The 17,423-nt window shown below is 43.5% G+C and carries 13 protein-coding genes and 1 tRNA gene; 4 read left to right on the top strand and 10 right to left on the bottom strand.

All coding sequences use genetic code 11. The annotated features are described in order from the left end of the window. Positions 1–5: 5 nt before the first annotated feature. Positions 6–1,373: a sensor histidine kinase gene (locus HMPREF1534_RS00850; RefSeq protein ID WP_005945227.1), complete on the bottom strand. Its 1,368-nt coding sequence runs from the start codon at positions 1,371–1,373 to the stop codon at positions 6–8. 133 nt (positions 1,374–1,506) lie between these two features. On the opposite strand from HMPREF1534_RS00850, the gene HMPREF1534_RS00855 reads away from it, so the two are divergent. From HMPREF1534_RS00855 to HMPREF1534_RS00865, 3 genes are all read left to right on the top strand, one after another. After that, entirely contained in the window at positions 1,507–3,981 is a 2,475-nt protein-coding gene (locus HMPREF1534_RS00855; RefSeq protein ID WP_005945224.1) for an outer membrane beta-barrel family protein, read from the top strand. Positions 3,982–4,078: 97 nt separating this feature from the next. After that, on the top strand, positions 4,079–6,235 hold the full coding sequence (locus HMPREF1534_RS00860) for a peptidase domain-containing ABC transporter (protein ID WP_026231427.1): 2,157 nt from the start codon (positions 4,079–4,081) through the stop codon (positions 6,233–6,235). Positions 6,236–6,250: 15 nt separating this feature from the next. Then, positions 6,251–6,748, top strand: coding sequence for an HlyD family secretion protein (locus tag HMPREF1534_RS00865; RefSeq protein ID WP_005945217.1), 498 nt, complete (start codon positions 6,251–6,253; stop codon positions 6,746–6,748). Positions 6,749–7,562: 814 nt separating this feature from the next. On the opposite strand, the gene HMPREF1534_RS00870 is transcribed toward HMPREF1534_RS00865, so the two are convergent. Then, positions 7,563–7,633: transfer RNA gene (locus HMPREF1534_RS00870), tRNA-Gln, on the bottom strand. A 136-nt stretch (positions 7,634–7,769) separates the two neighbouring features. Between HMPREF1534_RS00870 and HMPREF1534_RS00875 the strand changes: the two genes are divergently transcribed. Continuing rightward, positions 7,770–11,024 carry a S41 family peptidase gene (locus tag HMPREF1534_RS00875; RefSeq protein WP_005945211.1) on the top strand — a complete coding sequence of 1,085 codons (3,255 nt, stop codon included), beginning with the start codon at positions 7,770–7,772 and terminating at the stop codon, positions 11,022–11,024. Positions 11,025–11,117: 93 nt separating this feature from the next. On the opposite strand, the gene tyrS is transcribed toward HMPREF1534_RS00875, so the two are convergent. From tyrS to metK, 8 genes are all read right to left on the bottom strand, one after another. Continuing rightward, a complete protein-coding gene (tyrS, locus tag HMPREF1534_RS00880) occupies positions 11,118–12,410 on the bottom strand; it encodes a tyrosine--tRNA ligase (protein ID WP_005945209.1) in 1,293 nt (430 codons plus the stop codon). A gap of 79 nt (positions 12,411–12,489) precedes the next feature. Next, the gene (locus HMPREF1534_RS00885; RefSeq protein ID WP_005945206.1) at positions 12,490–13,119 is read right to left on the bottom strand and encodes a TatD family hydrolase; all 630 of its coding nucleotides are present in this window, start codon (positions 13,117–13,119) and stop codon (positions 12,490–12,492) included. Positions 13,120–13,131: 12 nt separating this feature from the next. Beyond that, positions 13,132–13,353, bottom strand: a complete 222-nt coding sequence (yidD, locus tag HMPREF1534_RS00890) for a membrane protein insertion efficiency factor YidD (protein WP_005945203.1) — start codon at positions 13,351–13,353, stop codon at positions 13,132–13,134. Next, entirely contained in the window at positions 13,350–13,739 is a 390-nt protein-coding gene (rnpA, locus tag HMPREF1534_RS00895) for a ribonuclease P protein component (RefSeq protein WP_005945200.1), read from the bottom strand. The genes yidD and rnpA overlap by 4 nt, the downstream gene beginning before the upstream one ends. 100 nt (positions 13,740–13,839) lie before the next feature. Beyond that, entirely contained in the window at positions 13,840–14,589 is a 750-nt protein-coding gene (locus HMPREF1534_RS00900; protein ID WP_005945197.1) for a uroporphyrinogen-III synthase, read from the bottom strand. A gap of 4 nt (positions 14,590–14,593) precedes the next feature. Further along, positions 14,594–15,406, bottom strand: a complete 813-nt coding sequence (locus HMPREF1534_RS00905; protein WP_005945195.1) for a DUF4271 domain-containing protein — start codon at positions 15,404–15,406, stop codon at positions 14,594–14,596. Continuing rightward, positions 15,403–15,990 (bottom strand): LOG family protein, encoded by a 588-nt coding sequence (locus HMPREF1534_RS00910; RefSeq protein ID WP_005945192.1) that lies wholly within the window; start codon positions 15,988–15,990, stop codon positions 15,403–15,405. Before HMPREF1534_RS00910 ends, HMPREF1534_RS00905 begins: the two co-directional genes overlap by 4 nt. Before the next feature lie 69 nt (positions 15,991–16,059). Beyond that, positions 16,060–17,352, bottom strand: coding sequence for a methionine adenosyltransferase (gene metK / locus HMPREF1534_RS00915; RefSeq protein ID WP_005945189.1), 1,293 nt, complete (start codon positions 17,350–17,352; stop codon positions 16,060–16,062). Positions 17,353–17,423 lie beyond the last annotated feature (71 nt).

Genomic DNA, 17,423 nt, shown 5'->3' with positions numbered 1-17,423 from the left:
TTCAATCAACGACATGGAATCATGAATGTAAAAGTGCTTCCTTCACCTTCGGCACTCTTCACCATTATCTCCCCTCCATGTTCATTTATAATATATTGGGATTGCGCCAATCCTATGCCGTAACCCTTCTGCTGTTGCTCTTCGCTTCGGGGGACCCGATAGAACTGGGTGAACAATTTCTTCTGATGGCATGGGGCGATACCCCAACCATTGTCTTTGACAGATACACGCAACCGCTCATTCACAATGGAGAGCGAGACCTCTATCCTCACTCCTGCATCCGAATATTTCAAGGCATTCTCCATCAGATTGCGAATCACGTTCTCTATATACATACCGTCGGCCATTACCTGCAAACCCGCAGGAAGCTCATTGATGATGCAGATGGCATGGGACTTGCCCGGATAGAGGCAGGACAACTCCTTCTTCACTCCCTCTGCCATTTCCGGAACATCGATCAGGCTTTTATTCAATACCACCTGATGACGGTCCATGCGTGCGGTCATTAATAAGGCTTCTATATTGGAAATCAAACGCCTAACACCCGCTTTACTCGTTTCAAGCATCTCCTTGGTCTCTTTGTCGGGTGCTGTCTGTTTCAACCACCCCATCATCGTAATAACACTGTTCAATGGAGACTTCAAATCATGAATAGTGCCATTGATGGTCATCTCCCTCTTGCGAAGCAATGCTTCCTTCCGGCGAATGGCAGTCAGCTGGAAAAACAGACAAAGCAATACCAGCAACATCATGCAGGCAGAAAGAGCCAGCGTCCAAAGCTGATGTCTTAGAAAATGAGACATAGGAATATCTGCCTTTATCTGAAGATATTGCAAGCCTTTTGTGCCAATAGGATGAAGCTGAGATACATAATCAGGCGTATGGCTTTCCAAGTCTCCAACAGAAGAAATCATTACGGTGTCTTTATCATAAAGAAGGAATTGATGAGGATGACGGACAATGCTGTCTGACGCACGCCAAAGGCTGTCCAAAGTGTTTAAATTCAAAGGAAAACCAGCTGCTTGCAAAATATCCTGCTCCAACCCATGAATTCTTTCCGCAGCAAATTTACCTGCAGCAATCTGTTTGACAGTGGTTGAACGAATCATATCTGCATCTTGAGGTGACAAACGAACAGTATCCGGCTTTTGTAACTTTATCTCCGATGAGTATTCCTCGGTAGTAGGTATCATGCTTATAGACTGCAAGACTCTTCGAATCCATTTCTCGTCTTCTATTGCCTTTTCTGTTTCCATCTCTATCTTGATTATATTTTCAGTTACATACTGATTATACAAGCCCCAAATGTATTTAGCTTGTAAACAGACTGTTGCAACTATGGCAATGAATGTGATATAATAATATTTCTTCATCTTATAATCAATTCTACAGGACAAAGATAATTGTTTCCAGTCAAAAAGATTATAAAATGATTATGTTTTTATTATAAACGCTCCATACAGAACTACTTACCTTTGCAATAGCAAAACTTAAAAAACAATTGATATGACAAAAACACTCATTACACTCCTTTTGGGAGTCATATACAGTTGGCCGGCTATAAGCATGGCACAAGAGGTGGATAATCTGAAAATAGAAGTCACCGGTTCCGTTATCGACAGCCTGAATAATGAACCCATACCATACGCTTCTGTCAGCGCTCTCCTAATGCCCAATCAAACCTGCATTGCAAGAACTGTCCCACACCGTAACGGAACCTTTTTACTGGAATTAAATAAAGATTCTCAATACGCTATAATCATATCCTGTATAGGAATGAAGACCGTAACAAAGAATATAAAGACCGGAACATCTCCTATTAACCTCCATCATATTATGCTGGAAGAAGATTCACAACAGTTGGGAGAGGTGGAAGTCATAGCAAAGAAGCAGCGCATATCACTGACCGACAATGGTTTCTCTTACAGTTTTAAGAACGACAAGACTCTTTTGGCCGAAAACCTTCTTTATGCAATGAAAAAAGTGCCGCTTGTCTCTGTAAGCGGTGATGGAACGCTTTCCGTAAAAGGAGGTTCAAATTATGTCATTTATCTGAATGGAAAACCCTATACTTTGGCCAACTCCAATCCGAAAGAAGTATTACAAAGCATTCCGGCCTCATCCATAGAAAAGGTGGAAGTCATCACCAACCCGGACTTGCGATATGGCATGTCAGAGGGTGGCTCTATTCTAAACATCATCACCCTGAAAAACCAACCTAATAACTACCGCATCATTCTGAATGCCGGCGGAAATACACATCCTGCGGAAAATGCCGGCGTAAACATTCTTTTTACTAAAGATAAACTATCGGCTTCTTTCGGTTACAGTTTCAATAATACACAGCTCGACCACGTACCATCATCGTCCTATACAGAAACATTTCTGAATGAAACGGATAAAACAGTCACCACACAGGAATGGGAAACAGACGGAAATATAACAAATCATCTGATAAAAGGACTATTGGAATACAACATAGATACACTGAACTCTGTCTATGCTGATGCCAACTTCATGCTACAAAGGATTAACATGAACACAATATATAACAATAATTACCAAACACCCTCAAATCCTTATTATCACTCGAATGTATTTGACAAAATAAACCAACACGACGGTGCCCGTGAGATTAATCTGTCATACAGAAACTTATATCCACACAAGAAAAGAGAACGGCTCTTATTAACCTATCGATATGCATTCAACCCGGATAATAAGAAAAACAATGTGACTGAACGCTCCTTCACTGACTCTGAAAATAAAGACTGTTATAATGAATACATCCACAAAGCCAATACAAAAGGTGGATTAACCGAACACACGGTACAAGCTGATTATACTATTCCACTGAATAAGCATACTCTTTCTATAGGAGCAAAAGATATTTATAGAAGGAGCACGTCCAGTCCATTATATTATGAGTGGAATCCCGAAACAGGGACATGGATAGAGGGAAACAAATATGCGCAGAACGAGATAGATAAGTTCAAACAAAAACAGAATATATGGGCTGCTTATTTATCTTACCAGCTACGCCTTAATCAATTTTCCTTCAGTGCCGGTGCTCGTATAGAAAATACTTATAACAAAATAGAGTACAGCAATGAAAAGGAGAATGAGTACTCCTATCACACATTCGACTGGATACCCCGTTTGTTCCTATCCTATACTTTATCACAATATTCCAGTCTTTCTTTATCATATTCTTCACTGATAAAACGTGCTTCCATCTGGCAGATGAACCCATATCAGCAGCAAGTTGATGAATTCTCTGTAGAATATGGTAATCCCGATATCCGCTCGGAAAAAATAAACCAAATGAACTTATCCTACTATTATTTCTCTAACTCTGTCACTTTTGCCACATGGCTGGACTACTCAAACACAGACAATGCTATCGTCAAATATCCATCCCAACAGAATGAGAAAACAATAGCATATACTTACGACAACTTAGGAAGCTATAATAAAATAACAGGTTTTATCTATATTAGTTATAGCCCCACAGAAGCATTGTCCTTCAATATCAACGGCAGAGTAGGTAAAACCTATATGAAATCTACGCGACTTGATTTCAAGCAACATGCCACGCACTATTCTTTAAATTTAAGCGGAGACTGGAATTTGAAGCATGATTGGACAATAGGAGCACAATGGGGTATTTTTCAGCAAGAACCTGAAATGCAAATAGCATATAATAAGTTCCAAAAGTATTCCTGCTATGTACAGAAACGAATGTTAGACAATAAATTGAACATCAGATTAAATATTAACAGCCCCTTTAGAAATGAGAAATATCGTGAAGCCGTACAGCATGTGCAAAATAGTAATTTTTCAAGGCAAACACGATTTGGTATCGTCGCACGCAGTGTAATGATTGATTTGTCTTATTCATTTGGGTCAGGAAAAACCTCGGCGAAACGAAAAGTCATAATTAATAATGATGACCTTCTTCAAAACACAGGTGTTCGCTGATATCAATACAATTACCAGCAAGACAGATAGGAATGGCGCAGGAAATACAGAAAAAACAGACTCTAAGTTTTTTCCTTTCTACCACCAACACGATTCCATGCAGTGCGGCATTGCCTGCCTGCAAATGATATGCAAATACCATGGGAAAGAGTATTCACAAGATACTCTTTCCCGCTACTGCTTTGCTACCAACGAAGGCGTGTCGCTGCTGGGCATCAGCGAAGCGGCAACCCGACTGGGACTGCACACCACGTGCGGACGGGTAACAACAGAACAATTACACAAAGCCCCCCTGCCCTGTATCCTGCATTGGAACCAAAATCATTTTGTAGTACTCTACCGGATAAAGAAAGGTAAAATATTCTACATTGCAGATCCCGGCAAAGGACTTGTAACCTATGACAACAGGGAATTTAAAGAACATTGGCTCAGTACCCGGTCTAATGGAGAGGAAAAAGGAATAGCCATGTTTTTACAGCCTACACCTGCCTTTTATAAGCAGCAGGAAGAAACAACAAAAGACAAACGCTCTTTCCGTTTCCTGCTGGGTTACCTCAGACAATACCGACGCTACTTCGGACAAATCATACTGGGGGCATTAGTGGGCTGTCTGCTGCAACTTATCTTTCCATTCCTCACGCAAGCGATTGTAGATGTGGGCATCGTCCATCAAAATCTGAACTTTATCTACCTCATCCTGTTGGGGCAACTGGTGCTGACCATCAGTCGCGCTTCGGTCGACTTTATCCGCCGATGGATTTTGCTGCATATCAGTATGCGAATCAATATTTCGTTGGTTTCCGACTTTTTCATCAAATTGCTTAAACTCCCTATGTCGTTCTTCGACACCAAACTGATGGGTGACCTGATGCAACGCATGAACGACCATAACAGGATAGAGAAGTTCCTCACCACCCAAATGCTGAACGTTACGTTCTCACTGCTCAGTTTCGTGGTGTTCGGCTGTGTATTATTCAGTTATAATCTGACCATTTTCTGCATCTTTCTGCTGGCAAGCGTTCTTTATGCTTTATGGATTGCCTTGTTTCTGGGAAAAAGAAAAATTCTGGATTATGAATTATTCGAAAAACAGGCAGAAAACAGCAACAAGACCTACCAATTCATCACTGCCATGCAGGAGATTAAGCTGCAAGACTGCGAGCAACGCCGGCGATGGGAATGGGAAGATGTACAGGCGGATCTGTTCGGCGTGCAAATGAAAAGTTTGAAGCTGCAACAAACACAGGAGGCCGGAAGCATATTCATCAACGAAGTGAAAAATATAGTGATAACCGTGGTTGCTGCTACCGCCGTCATCCACGGACAAATGACACTGGGTATGATGCTGGCAGTACAATACATCATCGGACAACTGAACAGTCCGGTGGAACAATTGATGAGCTTCCTTTATTCATTGCAAGATGTGAAAATCAGTCTGGAACGCATCAATGAAATTCATAAAATGAAGAATGAAGAGAATGAGCACAGGCTATTGAACGAAATACCCGGTATCTCCAATGACCTTTCTTTTGAGCATGTCGGCTTCAAATATGACCCCCACAGCCCGAAAATGACCATAGAAGATGTAAGCCTCACCATCCCCGAAACGAAAGTGACTGCCATAGTGGGTGCTTCGGGCAGTGGAAAAACCACCTTGCTGAAACTGTTGCTGGGGTATTATCCTGTAATGAACGGAGAAATAAAAATAGGAGAAGCCAACCTGAACAGCTTCAACCTGAAATGGTGGCGCAGACAGTGCGGGGTAGTAATGCAAGACGGAGTGATATTCTCCGAATCCATTGCCCGAAACATCGCCGTAGACGACGGAGACATAGATGGAGAAAGACTGCTGCGCGCCGTAGAGATAGCCAATATAAAAGAATTCATCATGAGTCTGCCCATGCGGTTCAGCACCATGATAGGCAGAGACGGAATCGGATTGAGCCAGGGACAGAAACAACGTATACTGATAGCCCGTGCGGTCTATAAAGATCCGTTATATATCTTTCTGGACGAAGCCACCAATGCCTTGGATGCCAAGAACGAACGCACCATAGTCGAGAATCTGGATCAGTTCTATAAGGGAAGAACAGTCGTGGTGGTAGCCCACCGGCTCAGCACCGTAAAAAATGCCCATCAAATTATCGTGTTGGATAAAGGACGTATAGTGGAGACAGGTAATCATGCTTCACTGATAGAGAAAAAGGGGGCCTATTACAATCTTGTAAAAAACCAATTAGAACTGGGTAATTAGAAAAAGGAGAAAATTATGGCAGATTTCAATAATATAGAACTAAGAAGTGAAAAGGTAAGGAACATCATCGGCAAAGTACCACCCGAAATCATACGCACCGGAATAGGCGATATCACCGTCATTCTACTGATATTAATATTGGCGGCATTCTTTATTCCTTATCCTGAAAATATCAAGGCCACAGCCACCGTAACAGGAACTGATGTAACCGGCTGCATTCATGCCGAAGTGCTTATTCCCTACCGATACATTACAAAAGTGAAGAAAGAAATGCCTGTAGAGATGGAATTCGAAGGATATGAAGCAGGCCGGTATGGTTATCCACATGGGAAAATAGTGAACTGCGCGAATACAATAACCGTAATGGAAGGAAATAATTTCTTCAAAGCCGAAATAATAATAAACAATAAGCATGCTTCTTATCCCATCCTTAAAGATATGAAATGTAGTGCCTCTATCTTGCTTTCAGACGAAAGTATAGCTTACCATATCTTTCCGGCGCTAGGGCATTAAACTTTCAGAAAGATCTCAGCCTCTTCAAAAAAGTTCTTGAAACGCATAATGGCGAAAATCCGTTTCTTCCTACCTCCTTTCATCTACCGCTGAAACGCCCTGCTGATGGGGGTTCCGGTTGTGAAGGAATATCGTGTCATCCCCCTTTCAGCCTCCTTTCATTCATAAAACTTCTTCCGGCTTTTGAACTTTTTCGATAACGCTTTCATTTACGGTAGTCTAAAAAGAGGTGTAGAAAGTACACAAGGGAATTACTGAAGGCAGCTTGTGAAAGGACTCGGAAGCACGGCTGAAAGGAGGATGAGGGGATGTCCTGTCAGTCTTAACCGACTGATTATCCGCATGTTTTGGCTAAAATGTAAGGATGAACGGAAAAGGAGAAATGACCGACTTGGTGAGGATGGTTCCATCTTCCCTTACATAAAAAACATACCGAGCTTTTTAAAAAAGATGGTGATGTTTTTAAGAAACATCACCATCTTTTTGGAAAACATCAAGGTCTTTTTTGCAGCATGGGAGTGTGTAAAAACTAAACCTCGCCCCTACGAACCAAAAGACAGCATTGTCCACGTTTTGACATATCCCCCTGTTTGTAAAGTGTGTACGTACGCATCGGGCTACACATACGGTGGCATCAGGCCACACGTATATACGTATCGAACTACACGTACGTACGCATGAACCTGCACGTATATATGTCATAGTGTCAGGCTCCGTCATATCGGACTCGCTAAGTATGGGTGATAAGGGCCGGAATAACAAAAGCCCGTCAAACATGCAATTTGATGGGCTTTTATCTTTAATAAGTAGTTTGTTGGACTACCAGGATTCGAACCTGGACAAACAGAACCAAAACCTGTTGTGCTACCATTACACCATAGTCCAATCATTATGTGCTTTCCTTGGAAAGCGGTGCAAAGATACGTTTTTCTATCTATATAGTCCAAATATTTTCGCACTTTTTTTTGCTACAATATGCAAATGCTTATCTTTGTAAACCTAATTAAAAGATTTCGATACGATGAAAAAACTTCTAGCTTGCATTGCGCTGGGCTGCATAGCAACAGCGAACAGTTACGCAGGAACTCCACTCTGGATGCGTGACGTGCAGATTTCCCCGGATGGGAAGGAAATCGTTTTTTGTTATAAAGGGGATATTTATAAGGTGCCCGCCAAAGGAGGCACTGCCACCCAACTCACCACACAGAGTTCTTACGAATGTACACCTATATGGTCGCACGATGGAAAAGAGATAGCTTTCGCCAGTGACCGGAACGGAAATTTCGATGTATTTGTAATGCCTGCCGACGGCGGACCGGCAAAACGGCTCACCACTCATTCGGCAACGGAATTGCCTTCCGCTTTTACCTCGGACGGGAAATACATACTTTTCTCCGCTGCTATTCAAGACCCTGCCAACAGTGCCTTGTTTCCCACATCGGCCATGACCGAGCTATATAAAGTGTCGACCAAGGGAGGACGAACCGAACAGGTGTTGGGAACTCCTGCCGAGGCTGTATGTTTTGATAAAACCGGAAAAACCTTGCTTTATCAAGACAGAAAAGGTTTTGAAGATGAATGGCGCAAACATCATACCTCTTCCATCACCAGAGATGTGTGGATGTATGACACGCAAAGCAAGAAACATACCAACCTTACCCGGCATGCAGGTGAAGACCGGAATCCGGTTCTCTCACCGGACAATCAGACTGTCTATTTCCTGAGCGAACGTGACGGGGGAAGTTTCAATGTATATTCGTTCCCGCTCAATGCCCCACAATCCGTCAATCCCGTGACAAGTTTCAAGACCCATCCGGTTCGTTTCCTTTCTATGGGCAGCAACGGAACTTTGTGCTATACTTATGATGGCGAAATCTATACCCAACAAGGAAATGCCGCCCCGCAAAAAGTAAAAATAAACCTGATACGTGACGATCAGGACAAAGTAGCCGACTTAAGTTTTACCAAGGGCGCTACTTCGGCCACGGTGTCACCCGATGGAAAACAGGTTGCATTCATTGTACGCGGAGAAGTCTTTGTCACTTCGGCTGATTACACTACTACCAAACAGATTACCCACACCCCGGCACGCGAAGCAGGGGTAACCTTTGCACCCGATAACCGCACACTGGCATACGCCAGCGAGAGAAACGGTAATTGGGAATTGTATCTGGCTAAAATAGCACGCAAGGAAGAAGCCAACTTCCCGAATGCCACTCTTATCGAAGAGGAAGTATTGCTGCCGTCCGCCAAGGTGGAACGCGCCTATCCCCGGTTTTCACCGGACGGCAAGGAACTTGCCTTTATCGAAGACCGTAACCGCTTGATGGTGATGAATCTCGATACAAAAAAAGTACGCCAGGTGACAGACGGTTCCACATGGTATAGCACCGGAGGAGGCTTTGATTATGCCTGGTCGCCCGATGGCAAATGGTTTACATTAGAGTTTATCGGAAACAAGCATGACCCATATTCGGATATCGGCTTAGTCAATGCACAGGGAGGAGATATCATTAATATCACTAACAGCGGTTACACCAGCGGTTCGCCCCGTTGGGTGCTCGACGGCAATGCGATTCTGTTCATCACCGAACGCTATGGCATGCGCAATCACGCTTCATGGGGGTCATTGAACGATGTCATGCTGGTATTCCTCAATCAGGATGCATACGACAAGTTCCGCTTGAGCAAAGAAGACTACGAGTTGCAGAAAGAACTGGAAAAGGAACAGGATAAGACCAAAGAAGACGAATCGAAGAAAGATAAGCAAAAAGATAAGGATAAAAAGGAAGATACCAAAGAAGAGAAAGTAAAGGACATTGTGGTCGAACTGAAGAATATGGAAGACCGCATTGTGCGCCTCACTCCCAACTCATCGAACTTAAGCAGCGCCATCATCTCCAAAGACGGTGAGAAGCTTTATTATCTTTCTGCTTTTGAAGGCGGATTCGACCTTTGGAAACTGGACCTCAGAAAAAAGGATACCAAGTTGCTCCACAAGATGAATACCGGCTGGACAAACATGGAAATGGATAAGGAAGGAAAAGAAATCTTTGTTTTGGGCGGAAGCACCATGCAGAAGATGAATGCCGCTTCCGAAACATTAAAGCCCATAAGCTATAAGGCAGATATGACGATGGACTTGGCAGCCGAACGCGAATATATGTTCAATCATGTCTATAAACAGCATCAGAAGCGTTTCTACAATCTCAATATGCATGGAATAGACTGGGATGCCATGAGTGCCGCTTATCGCAAATTCCTGCCGCATATCAGCAATAACTATGATTTTGCCGAGATGCTGAGCGAATGGTTGGGCGAACTCAATGTGTCACACACCGGAGGACGTTATTATTCCAATCTAAAGGGAGATGCCACAGCCAACCTGGGACTGCTGTACGACTGGAGCTATGACGGCAAGGGGTTGCTCATTTCCGAAGTGGTGGAAAAAGGACCGTTCGACCATGCCCGCTCCAAAGTAAAAGCCGGAGATATTGTAGAGAAAATAAACGGAAAAGAAATTACTGCCGAAGCAGACTATGCGGCACTCTTCAATAATTTAAGCCGGAAGAAGACGCTGGTATCTCTCTATAATCCTCAGACCAAAGAACGCTGGGAAGAAGTAGTGATGCCTATCAGCAACGGTGCATTCAACGAACTGCTCTACACACGCTGGGTGAAACAGCGTGCCGCCGATGTGGATAAATGGTCCGGCGGACGTTTAGGTTATGTACATATCCAGTCGATGGGTGATGACAGTTTCCGTTCTGTTTACTCGGACATCTTGGGTAAATACAATGATCGCGAAGGAATTGTCATCGACACTCGCTTCAATGGCGGAGGCCGCTTGCACGAGGATATAGAGATACTATTCAGCGGTAAGAAGTATTTCACTCAGGTGGTACGTGGACGTGAAGCATGTGATATGCCGAGTCGTCGTTGGAACAAACCGTCCATCATGCTGCAATGCGAAGCCAATTATAGTAATGCACACGGTACTCCGTGGGTTTACAGTCATCAAAAACTGGGCAAACTGGTGGGTATGCCTGTACCGGGCACCATGACGAGTGTATCGTGGGAAACGCTTCAAGACCCTTCATTGGTATTCGGTATCCCTATCATCGGTTATCAATTGCCGGACGGAAGTTATCTGGAGAATACACAGTTGGAACCGGATATCAAGGTAGCCAATGCACCGGAGACAGTTGTTCAGGGCGAAGATACCCAGTTGAAAGTGGCTGTGGATGAACTGCTGAAGGAGATAGACGGGAAATAAAGTGCGAATATGAAGTTATAAAAAAGTGGAAGGAGAGAATGTGTATGTTCTCTCCTTCCGTTCTTATATCTATCACAAAGAATCTCTCTTTCCTTATTTGGCAATCACCAGATAATAATTCTTCTTTCCGCGTTGAACCAACAGGTATTTTTCATCCAGCAGGTCGGCAGTAGTGATTACTTGGTCAAAGGCATTTAATTTCTCTTTATTCAGCGAAACGCCTCCACCTTGAACCAGCTTACGCATCTCACCTTTTGAAGCGAAGACAGCAGCGTTATCGACGAATAAATCTACCGCTTTCACACCTTCTGCCAATGCATCACGTGATACCTCAAACTGGGGAACACCTTCGAATACGGCCAGCAACGTGTCTTCATCCAGTTTCTTCAATGCCTCCGAAGTAGCATTACCAAACAGAATGCCTGATGCCTCGACAGCCGCATTGTAGTCTTCTTCCGAGTGAACCATAACAGTCACTTCCTTGGCCAGACGCTTCTGCAATACACGCAAATGTGGAGCTTCGGCATGTTCTGCCGTCAATGCTTCCACTTCTTCCTGACTCAGTGAAGTAAAGATTTTGATGTAGCGGGCAGCGTCCTCATCACTTACATTCAACCAGAACTGGTAGAATTTGTAAGGAGAAGTATAACGGGGATCCAACCAGATGTTACCTGATTCAGTCTTACCGAACTTGCCACCATCGGCCTTTGTAATCAACGGACAAGTCAAAGCAAATACTTCGCCACCGTTGGTACGGCGGATCAACTCGGCACCGGTAGTAATGTTACCCCACTGGTCTGAGCCACCCATCTGAAGTTTACAGCCTTTTGTTTCGTATAAGTGCAGGAAGTCATAACCCTGCAACAGCTGGTAAGTAAATTCTGTAAATGACAAACCGTCACGGGCTTCACCGTTCAAACGTTTCTGTACAGAATCCTTAGCCATCATATAGTTCACTGTGATATGCTTACCTACCTCACGGGCAAAATCAAGGAAAGTAAAATCCTTCATCCAATCATAGTTATTCACCAATTCGGCTTTGTTGGGAGCATCGCTCTCAAAGTCCAAGAACTTGGCCAGCTGCTTCTTGATGCAAGCTACGTTGTGACGCAAAGTCTCTTCTGTCAGCAGATTACGTTCCTGCGATTTACCGGAAGGGTCGCCGATCATACCGGTTGCACCACCTACAAGAGCCAACGGCTTATGGCCGCAACGCTGGAAATGACGCAGCATCATCACACCACACAAGTGGCCGATATGCAAAGAGTCAGCAGTAGGGTCGATGCCCAGATATGCTGTAACTTGTTCTTTAGCCAATAACTCCTCGGTGCCCGGCATCATTGTGTGCACCATTCCACGCCATGTTAATTCTTCTACAAAATTCATCGAATGATTAATCTATTTAATTGTTTGATTTATACTTTAATGCCACAAAAGTACGACTCTTTATCTGAAGAAACAACTCTTATCGCTGAAAAAAGATTTTTCCCGCATTTTCGGCTATCTGCATGGAAAGCTCTTCTGCGGTCACCCGCCGCACTTCGGCAATACTCTTTATGATGTCACGGACGGGCATCCGGCTTTCATCCGTCTCGGTCAGCAAGCACTCCAAAGGAATCTCCTGCAACACAGGTAGTTGATACTTCTCTCCTATCGAAAGACGAATATCCTCACGCAGCAACATCCGGGCTATATTCACATTATTACGGAAGCCGTGTACCACCCACGGCACGTTCGGACGGAATTTCCTTTTCAGTTCCACCAACTCGTTAAAGGCTTTCACACAATGAATAATCAAGGGTTTTCCCATCGCTTCCGCCAACAAAATCTGCTTCTCGAAAACTGCCATTTGAAGTGCCGGTTTTATCGGCATCAGTTTATCAAGACCTGCCTCACCGATAGCCAGCACAGCCGGATGCTCCGCCGCTTCACGCAACAGCCTCCACTCTTCTTCGCGCACCGCTCCTGCCTTCCACGGATGAATGCCCACAGAATAATAATTCCCCTCAATAGGAGAGAAAACGGCAGGTTCTACATTCCAAATGCTCTCGCCCGCTATCGGAGCTGCATAATGACTGTGAATATCAAGTAGCATAAATGATATAATTTAAGGAACAGGGTCGTATCCCGAACCACCCCACGGATGGCAACGCAACAAACGACGAACGGCCAGATACAATCCTTTAAAAGGACCGTGTTTCTTAATCGCCTCGATAGCATATTCGGAACAAGTAGGAACAAAACGACAGGAAGGCGGAGTCATGGGAGAAATATACCCTCTGTAGAAATAAATAGGGAGTAACAGAAGACGTGAAAGCAGCTTTTTCATTCTATTTTTTCCATTATATGAAACAGCAATCTCTTCACTTTCCCTTCTATCTCGGCCGAAGGATGAATCTCATTGTCCAACCATATAAAGGCTAAAACCAGTCTTTTATTCTTGGCAACCAGTGCATCCGTCAATAGCTGTTTGTTCTTGCGGTACGCTTCCCGTACCCGGCGCTTCACCAAATTGCGTTTCACTGCCCGTTTAAAGCGTTTCTTGGGAACACTTATCAAAATAGAAACAGGCGCCTCCCCTTCCGAAGCATCCAACCACATATACACCACACGCAGGGGGAAAGCCGGAAAAGACTTGTTTCCACCGGCAAAAAGACGTTCTATCATCGCCTTGCTATTCAATCGTTCTGCTTTGCTAAGTGTATATTCTGCCATAGTTTTACTTTTCCATATAAAAAGAAATCGGGGGTTTCGAATCACAAAGTTATAACTTTTTGATACAAAACCCCCGATTTCGGGCTATAAACTAAAAAATTTAATCTTTGTTACGTTCACGGATAAACATATCCAATGCAGCCGTCATTGAAGGAGCTTCTACAGTGGGAGCTTCCAGGTCAAGGCGCAAACCGGCATCTTTTACCGCTTTAGCTGTTGCAGGACCAAAACATCCGATGGCAATCTCTTGTTGATCGAATTCAGGGAAATTTTTCATCAACGAGTTGATTCCGGCAGGACTGAAGAACAGCAACATGTCATAATCAAAACTTTCTTCGGGAGTGAAATCGTTGCTTACTGTGCGATACATCACTACCTCGGTATGTTGAATCTTCTTAGCATCCAATGCGTTTCTAATTTCGTCATTATGCACATCCGACATCGGAACAAGATACTTCTCTGTGTTATGTTTGATAATAGACGGAAGCAAATCTGCAAATTTACCGGTTGCCCCAAAGAATACTTTGCGTTTACGATATTGCACATATTTCTGTATATACAAAGCAATTGTTTCAGAAGTACAGAAATACTTCATTGTCTCGGGTATGGTAACACGCAACTCGGCACACAGACCGAAAAAATGATCAATAGCGTGTCTTGAAGTAAATATCACTGCTGTATGATCAAGAATAGAGACTTTTTGTTGTCTGAACTCTTTGGCTGACAAGCTCTCAACTTTGATGAACGGGCGAAAATCGATTTTCACACCGTACTTCTCAGCTATATCGTAATAAGGCGACTTCTCAGAAGTCGGTTTGGGCTGAGAAACGAGGACTTTTTTTATTTTCAATGTACTAAAAATTTAAAACCAAAATGTTGTTCGCTATAACTATTCCCCTCCACAGTATCAAGTCAGGGAGAATTTCTAGCGCACAAAAGTACAGAATTAAATGGAGAACGCCATAAATTCTGTTGAAAAAGTTATGAATGCACTTATAAAACAGCAATATTTTAGCAATTATTATAACAAAACCGATAAAATAAGGTGCAAGTTGCGGCGATAAATCAAAATAAACAATCAAAAGGACAATGGGAAAAAGCAAAAAACCGGCTCCGATTATCACATTAAAATATGACTCTATCCAAATCATATTCTTGGTTTTGTTAAAGAATATCCAATTTACAAAGTTATACGCCAACCACTTAAACAACAAGAAAATGACCACACATCCGATGAAAGTGCTCAATAGCAGATAGTGGGGTACAACGCGGAATAAAAGCAAATCGTGGTCCGAAAAATAATCATATACACAGAAACCGGCAAGGATACAGGTTTGGAATATCAAAACCAATGTATAACGGACATCCGAGGCAGTGGTATCATCAAATAAACTGGCACGCTCTTTCGACAAGGAAAAATTCTTAAACTGTTGCTCCAGATGTTTCTTTCCATGGGCAAGAACATAGGATACCAAAATGAAACACAGAAACAAAACACTGGTCACCATCCAATCCGACCGCAGTTGATAGGGTATTGGTTCTCCTTTCATCCCTTCCTGAACGGTGACATGATGCACCTTTTGTGTCAAAGCCGTATCTACACGGCTCTGTTCTTCGGCATACAGCTGAAGCAGATATTCTATTCCGGGATGACAATTTTCGCTCATATCGCTGCAAATTTACGGATTTCTTTGTTCCAGACAGGTGTTGTATAGAGTAAATTTACAGCCTCTTCGGGTTCAGAAGCTACTTTCCAAATGGCACTATGCTCTTTTCGCATAAAGTTTTCGTCCACTGCTCTTTGCAACATATCCAACAGGGAGTCATAGAAGCCGTTGATATTCAAGATGACAATGGGATTGAGATAGAGCCCTAATTGCTTCCAAGTAATGATTTCAAGTAATTCCTCCAAGGTGCCGCAACCACCCGGCAAAGCAATCACTCCATCCGACAGGTCGGCCATCATTCGTTTGCGCTCGTGCATGGTTTCGGTTTCAATCAGCTTGGTGAGTCCGGTGTGATGCCATCCCTGTTCTACCATAAAATGAGGGATAACACCGGTCACAGTGCCGCCGGCAGCCAATGCCGCATCGGAGGTTGCAGCCATCAAGCCGATACAGCCTGCACCATTAATCAGATTGATTCGCTTTTCCGCCAAAAGACGCCCCAATTTCTCGGCAGCATCAAAATATTCTTTTGCTATCTTTGTGCTGGACGCACTATATACACATACGTTTTTTATATCATTCATTCTTGTAAACTCTTATATTTTCGGGCGGAATGAATCCGCCCGAAAACACACAATATCCGAATCCGGCTTTTATAAACCGAATGCTTCCTTTATCTTATCCACATAATCCAGCTTTTCCCAAGTAAACAATTCCACTTCCATTGTCTTTGCTTCATGATACATAGATTCATATGTCTTGGTCACTACTTTGGGTTCACGTCCCATGTGTCCGTAAGAAGCTGTTTCTTCATAAATCGGATTGCGCAGTTTTAAACGTTCTTCGATAGCCTTCGGACGAAGATCGAACAGTTCGTCTATTTTTTGGGCTATTTCACCATCGGTCATTTTCACATTGCTACGGCCGTAAGTGTTTACATAGATATTGATGGGACGAGCCACACCGATGGCATACGAAACCTGAACCAGCATTTCATCGGCTACGCCGGCTGCCACCATATTCTTGGCAATATGACGGGCAGCGTATGCAGCACTACGGTCTACCTTGCTGGGGTCTTTACCGGAGAAAGCACCACCACCGTGAGCACCTTTTCCACCGTAAGTATCAACGATAATCTTACGTCCTGTCAAACCGGTATCCCCGTGAGGACCGCCGATAACGAATTTACCGGTAGGATTCACATGATAAACTATCCGGTCATTGAACAGAGCCAGAACGTCTTCATTATGAATCTCTGCAATGACACGGGGCATCAGGATTTCAATTACATCTTTGCGAATCTTCGCCAGCATCTCTTCATCAGCTTTCAACTGAGCTTCTTTAGAGGCATCAGCCGGAGCCACGAACTCATCGTGCTGGGTAGAAACCACAATGGTATCGATACGGACAGGCTTTCCGTTATCATCATATTCGATAGTCACCTGACTCTTTGCATCGGGACGGAGGTAAGTCATTACCTTTCCTTCACGACGAATTTCAGCCAAGACCATCAGCAGTTTATGCGCCAGGTCGAGTGACAGCGGCATATAGTTTTCTGTTTCGTTGGTAGCATAACCGAACATCATTCCCTGGTCTCCGGCACCCTGATTCATCGGATCTTCGCGTTCTACACCACGATTAATGTCTGCACTTTGCTCGTGAATAGCCGAGAACACGCCACATGAATTTCCTTCAAACATATATTCGCTTTTGGTATAACCGATACGGTTAATTACCTCACGTGCAATGCGTTGTAAGTCTACATACGCTTTTGTTTTCACCTCTCCTGCCAGTACTACCTGTCCGGTAGTCACCAGGGTTTCGCAAGCTACTTTCGAACTGGGGTCGAATGCCAACAGTTTGTCAAGCACAGCGTCCGATATCTGATCGGCCACTTTGTCGGGGTGTCCTTCTGACACCGATTCGGATGTGAATAAGTATCCCATTTTGAATATAAAATTAAGAATTTAAAACTAAAAGTTAATTCGTTATCAAACGGGGGAATTAAATCAGAGTA

This window comes from Phocaeicola massiliensis B84634 = Timone 84634 = DSM 17679 = JCM 13223, from assembly GCF_000382445.1.
In the GTDB taxonomy this organism is placed as follows: Bacteria; Bacteroidota; Bacteroidia; order Bacteroidales; family Bacteroidaceae; genus Phocaeicola; species Phocaeicola massiliensis.
The sequence above is the reverse complement of the archived record's forward strand: the minus strand, read 5'-3'. Positions and strand labels throughout refer to the sequence as shown.

What these genes read in the sequence shown, in the direction of transcription:
- HMPREF1534_RS00850 (WP_005945227.1), bottom strand. Translation starts at nt 1,373, where the DNA reads ATGAAGAAATATTATTATATCACATTCATTGCCATAGTTGCAACAGTC.
- HMPREF1534_RS00855 (WP_005945224.1), top strand. Translation starts at nt 1,507, where the DNA reads ATGACAAAAACACTCATTACACTCCTTTTGGGAGTCATATACAGTTGG.
- HMPREF1534_RS00860 (WP_026231427.1), top strand. Translation starts at nt 4,079, where the DNA reads ATGCAGTGCGGCATTGCCTGCCTGCAAATGATATGCAAATACCATGGG.
- HMPREF1534_RS00865 (WP_005945217.1), top strand. Translation starts at nt 6,251, where the DNA reads ATGGCAGATTTCAATAATATAGAACTAAGAAGTGAAAAGGTAAGGAAC.
- HMPREF1534_RS00875 (WP_005945211.1), top strand. Translation starts at nt 7,770, where the DNA reads ATGAAAAAACTTCTAGCTTGCATTGCGCTGGGCTGCATAGCAACAGCG.
- tyrS (WP_005945209.1), bottom strand. Translation starts at nt 12,410, where the DNA reads ATGAATTTTGTAGAAGAATTAACATGGCGTGGAATGGTGCACACAATG.
- HMPREF1534_RS00885 (WP_005945206.1), bottom strand. Translation starts at nt 13,119, where the DNA reads ATGCTACTTGATATTCACAGTCATTATGCAGCTCCGATAGCGGGCGAG.
- yidD (WP_005945203.1), bottom strand. Translation starts at nt 13,353, where the DNA reads ATGAAAAAGCTGCTTTCACGTCTTCTGTTACTCCCTATTTATTTCTAC.
- rnpA (WP_005945200.1), bottom strand. Translation starts at nt 13,739, where the DNA reads ATGGCAGAATATACACTTAGCAAAGCAGAACGATTGAATAGCAAGGCG.
- HMPREF1534_RS00905 (WP_005945195.1), bottom strand. Translation starts at nt 15,406, where the DNA reads ATGAGCGAAAATTGTCATCCCGGAATAGAATATCTGCTTCAGCTGTAT.
- HMPREF1534_RS00910 (WP_005945192.1), bottom strand. Translation starts at nt 15,990, where the DNA reads ATGAATGATATAAAAAACGTATGTGTATATAGTGCGTCCAGCACAAAG.
- metK (WP_005945189.1), bottom strand. Translation starts at nt 17,352, where the DNA reads ATGGGATACTTATTCACATCCGAATCGGTGTCAGAAGGACACCCCGAC.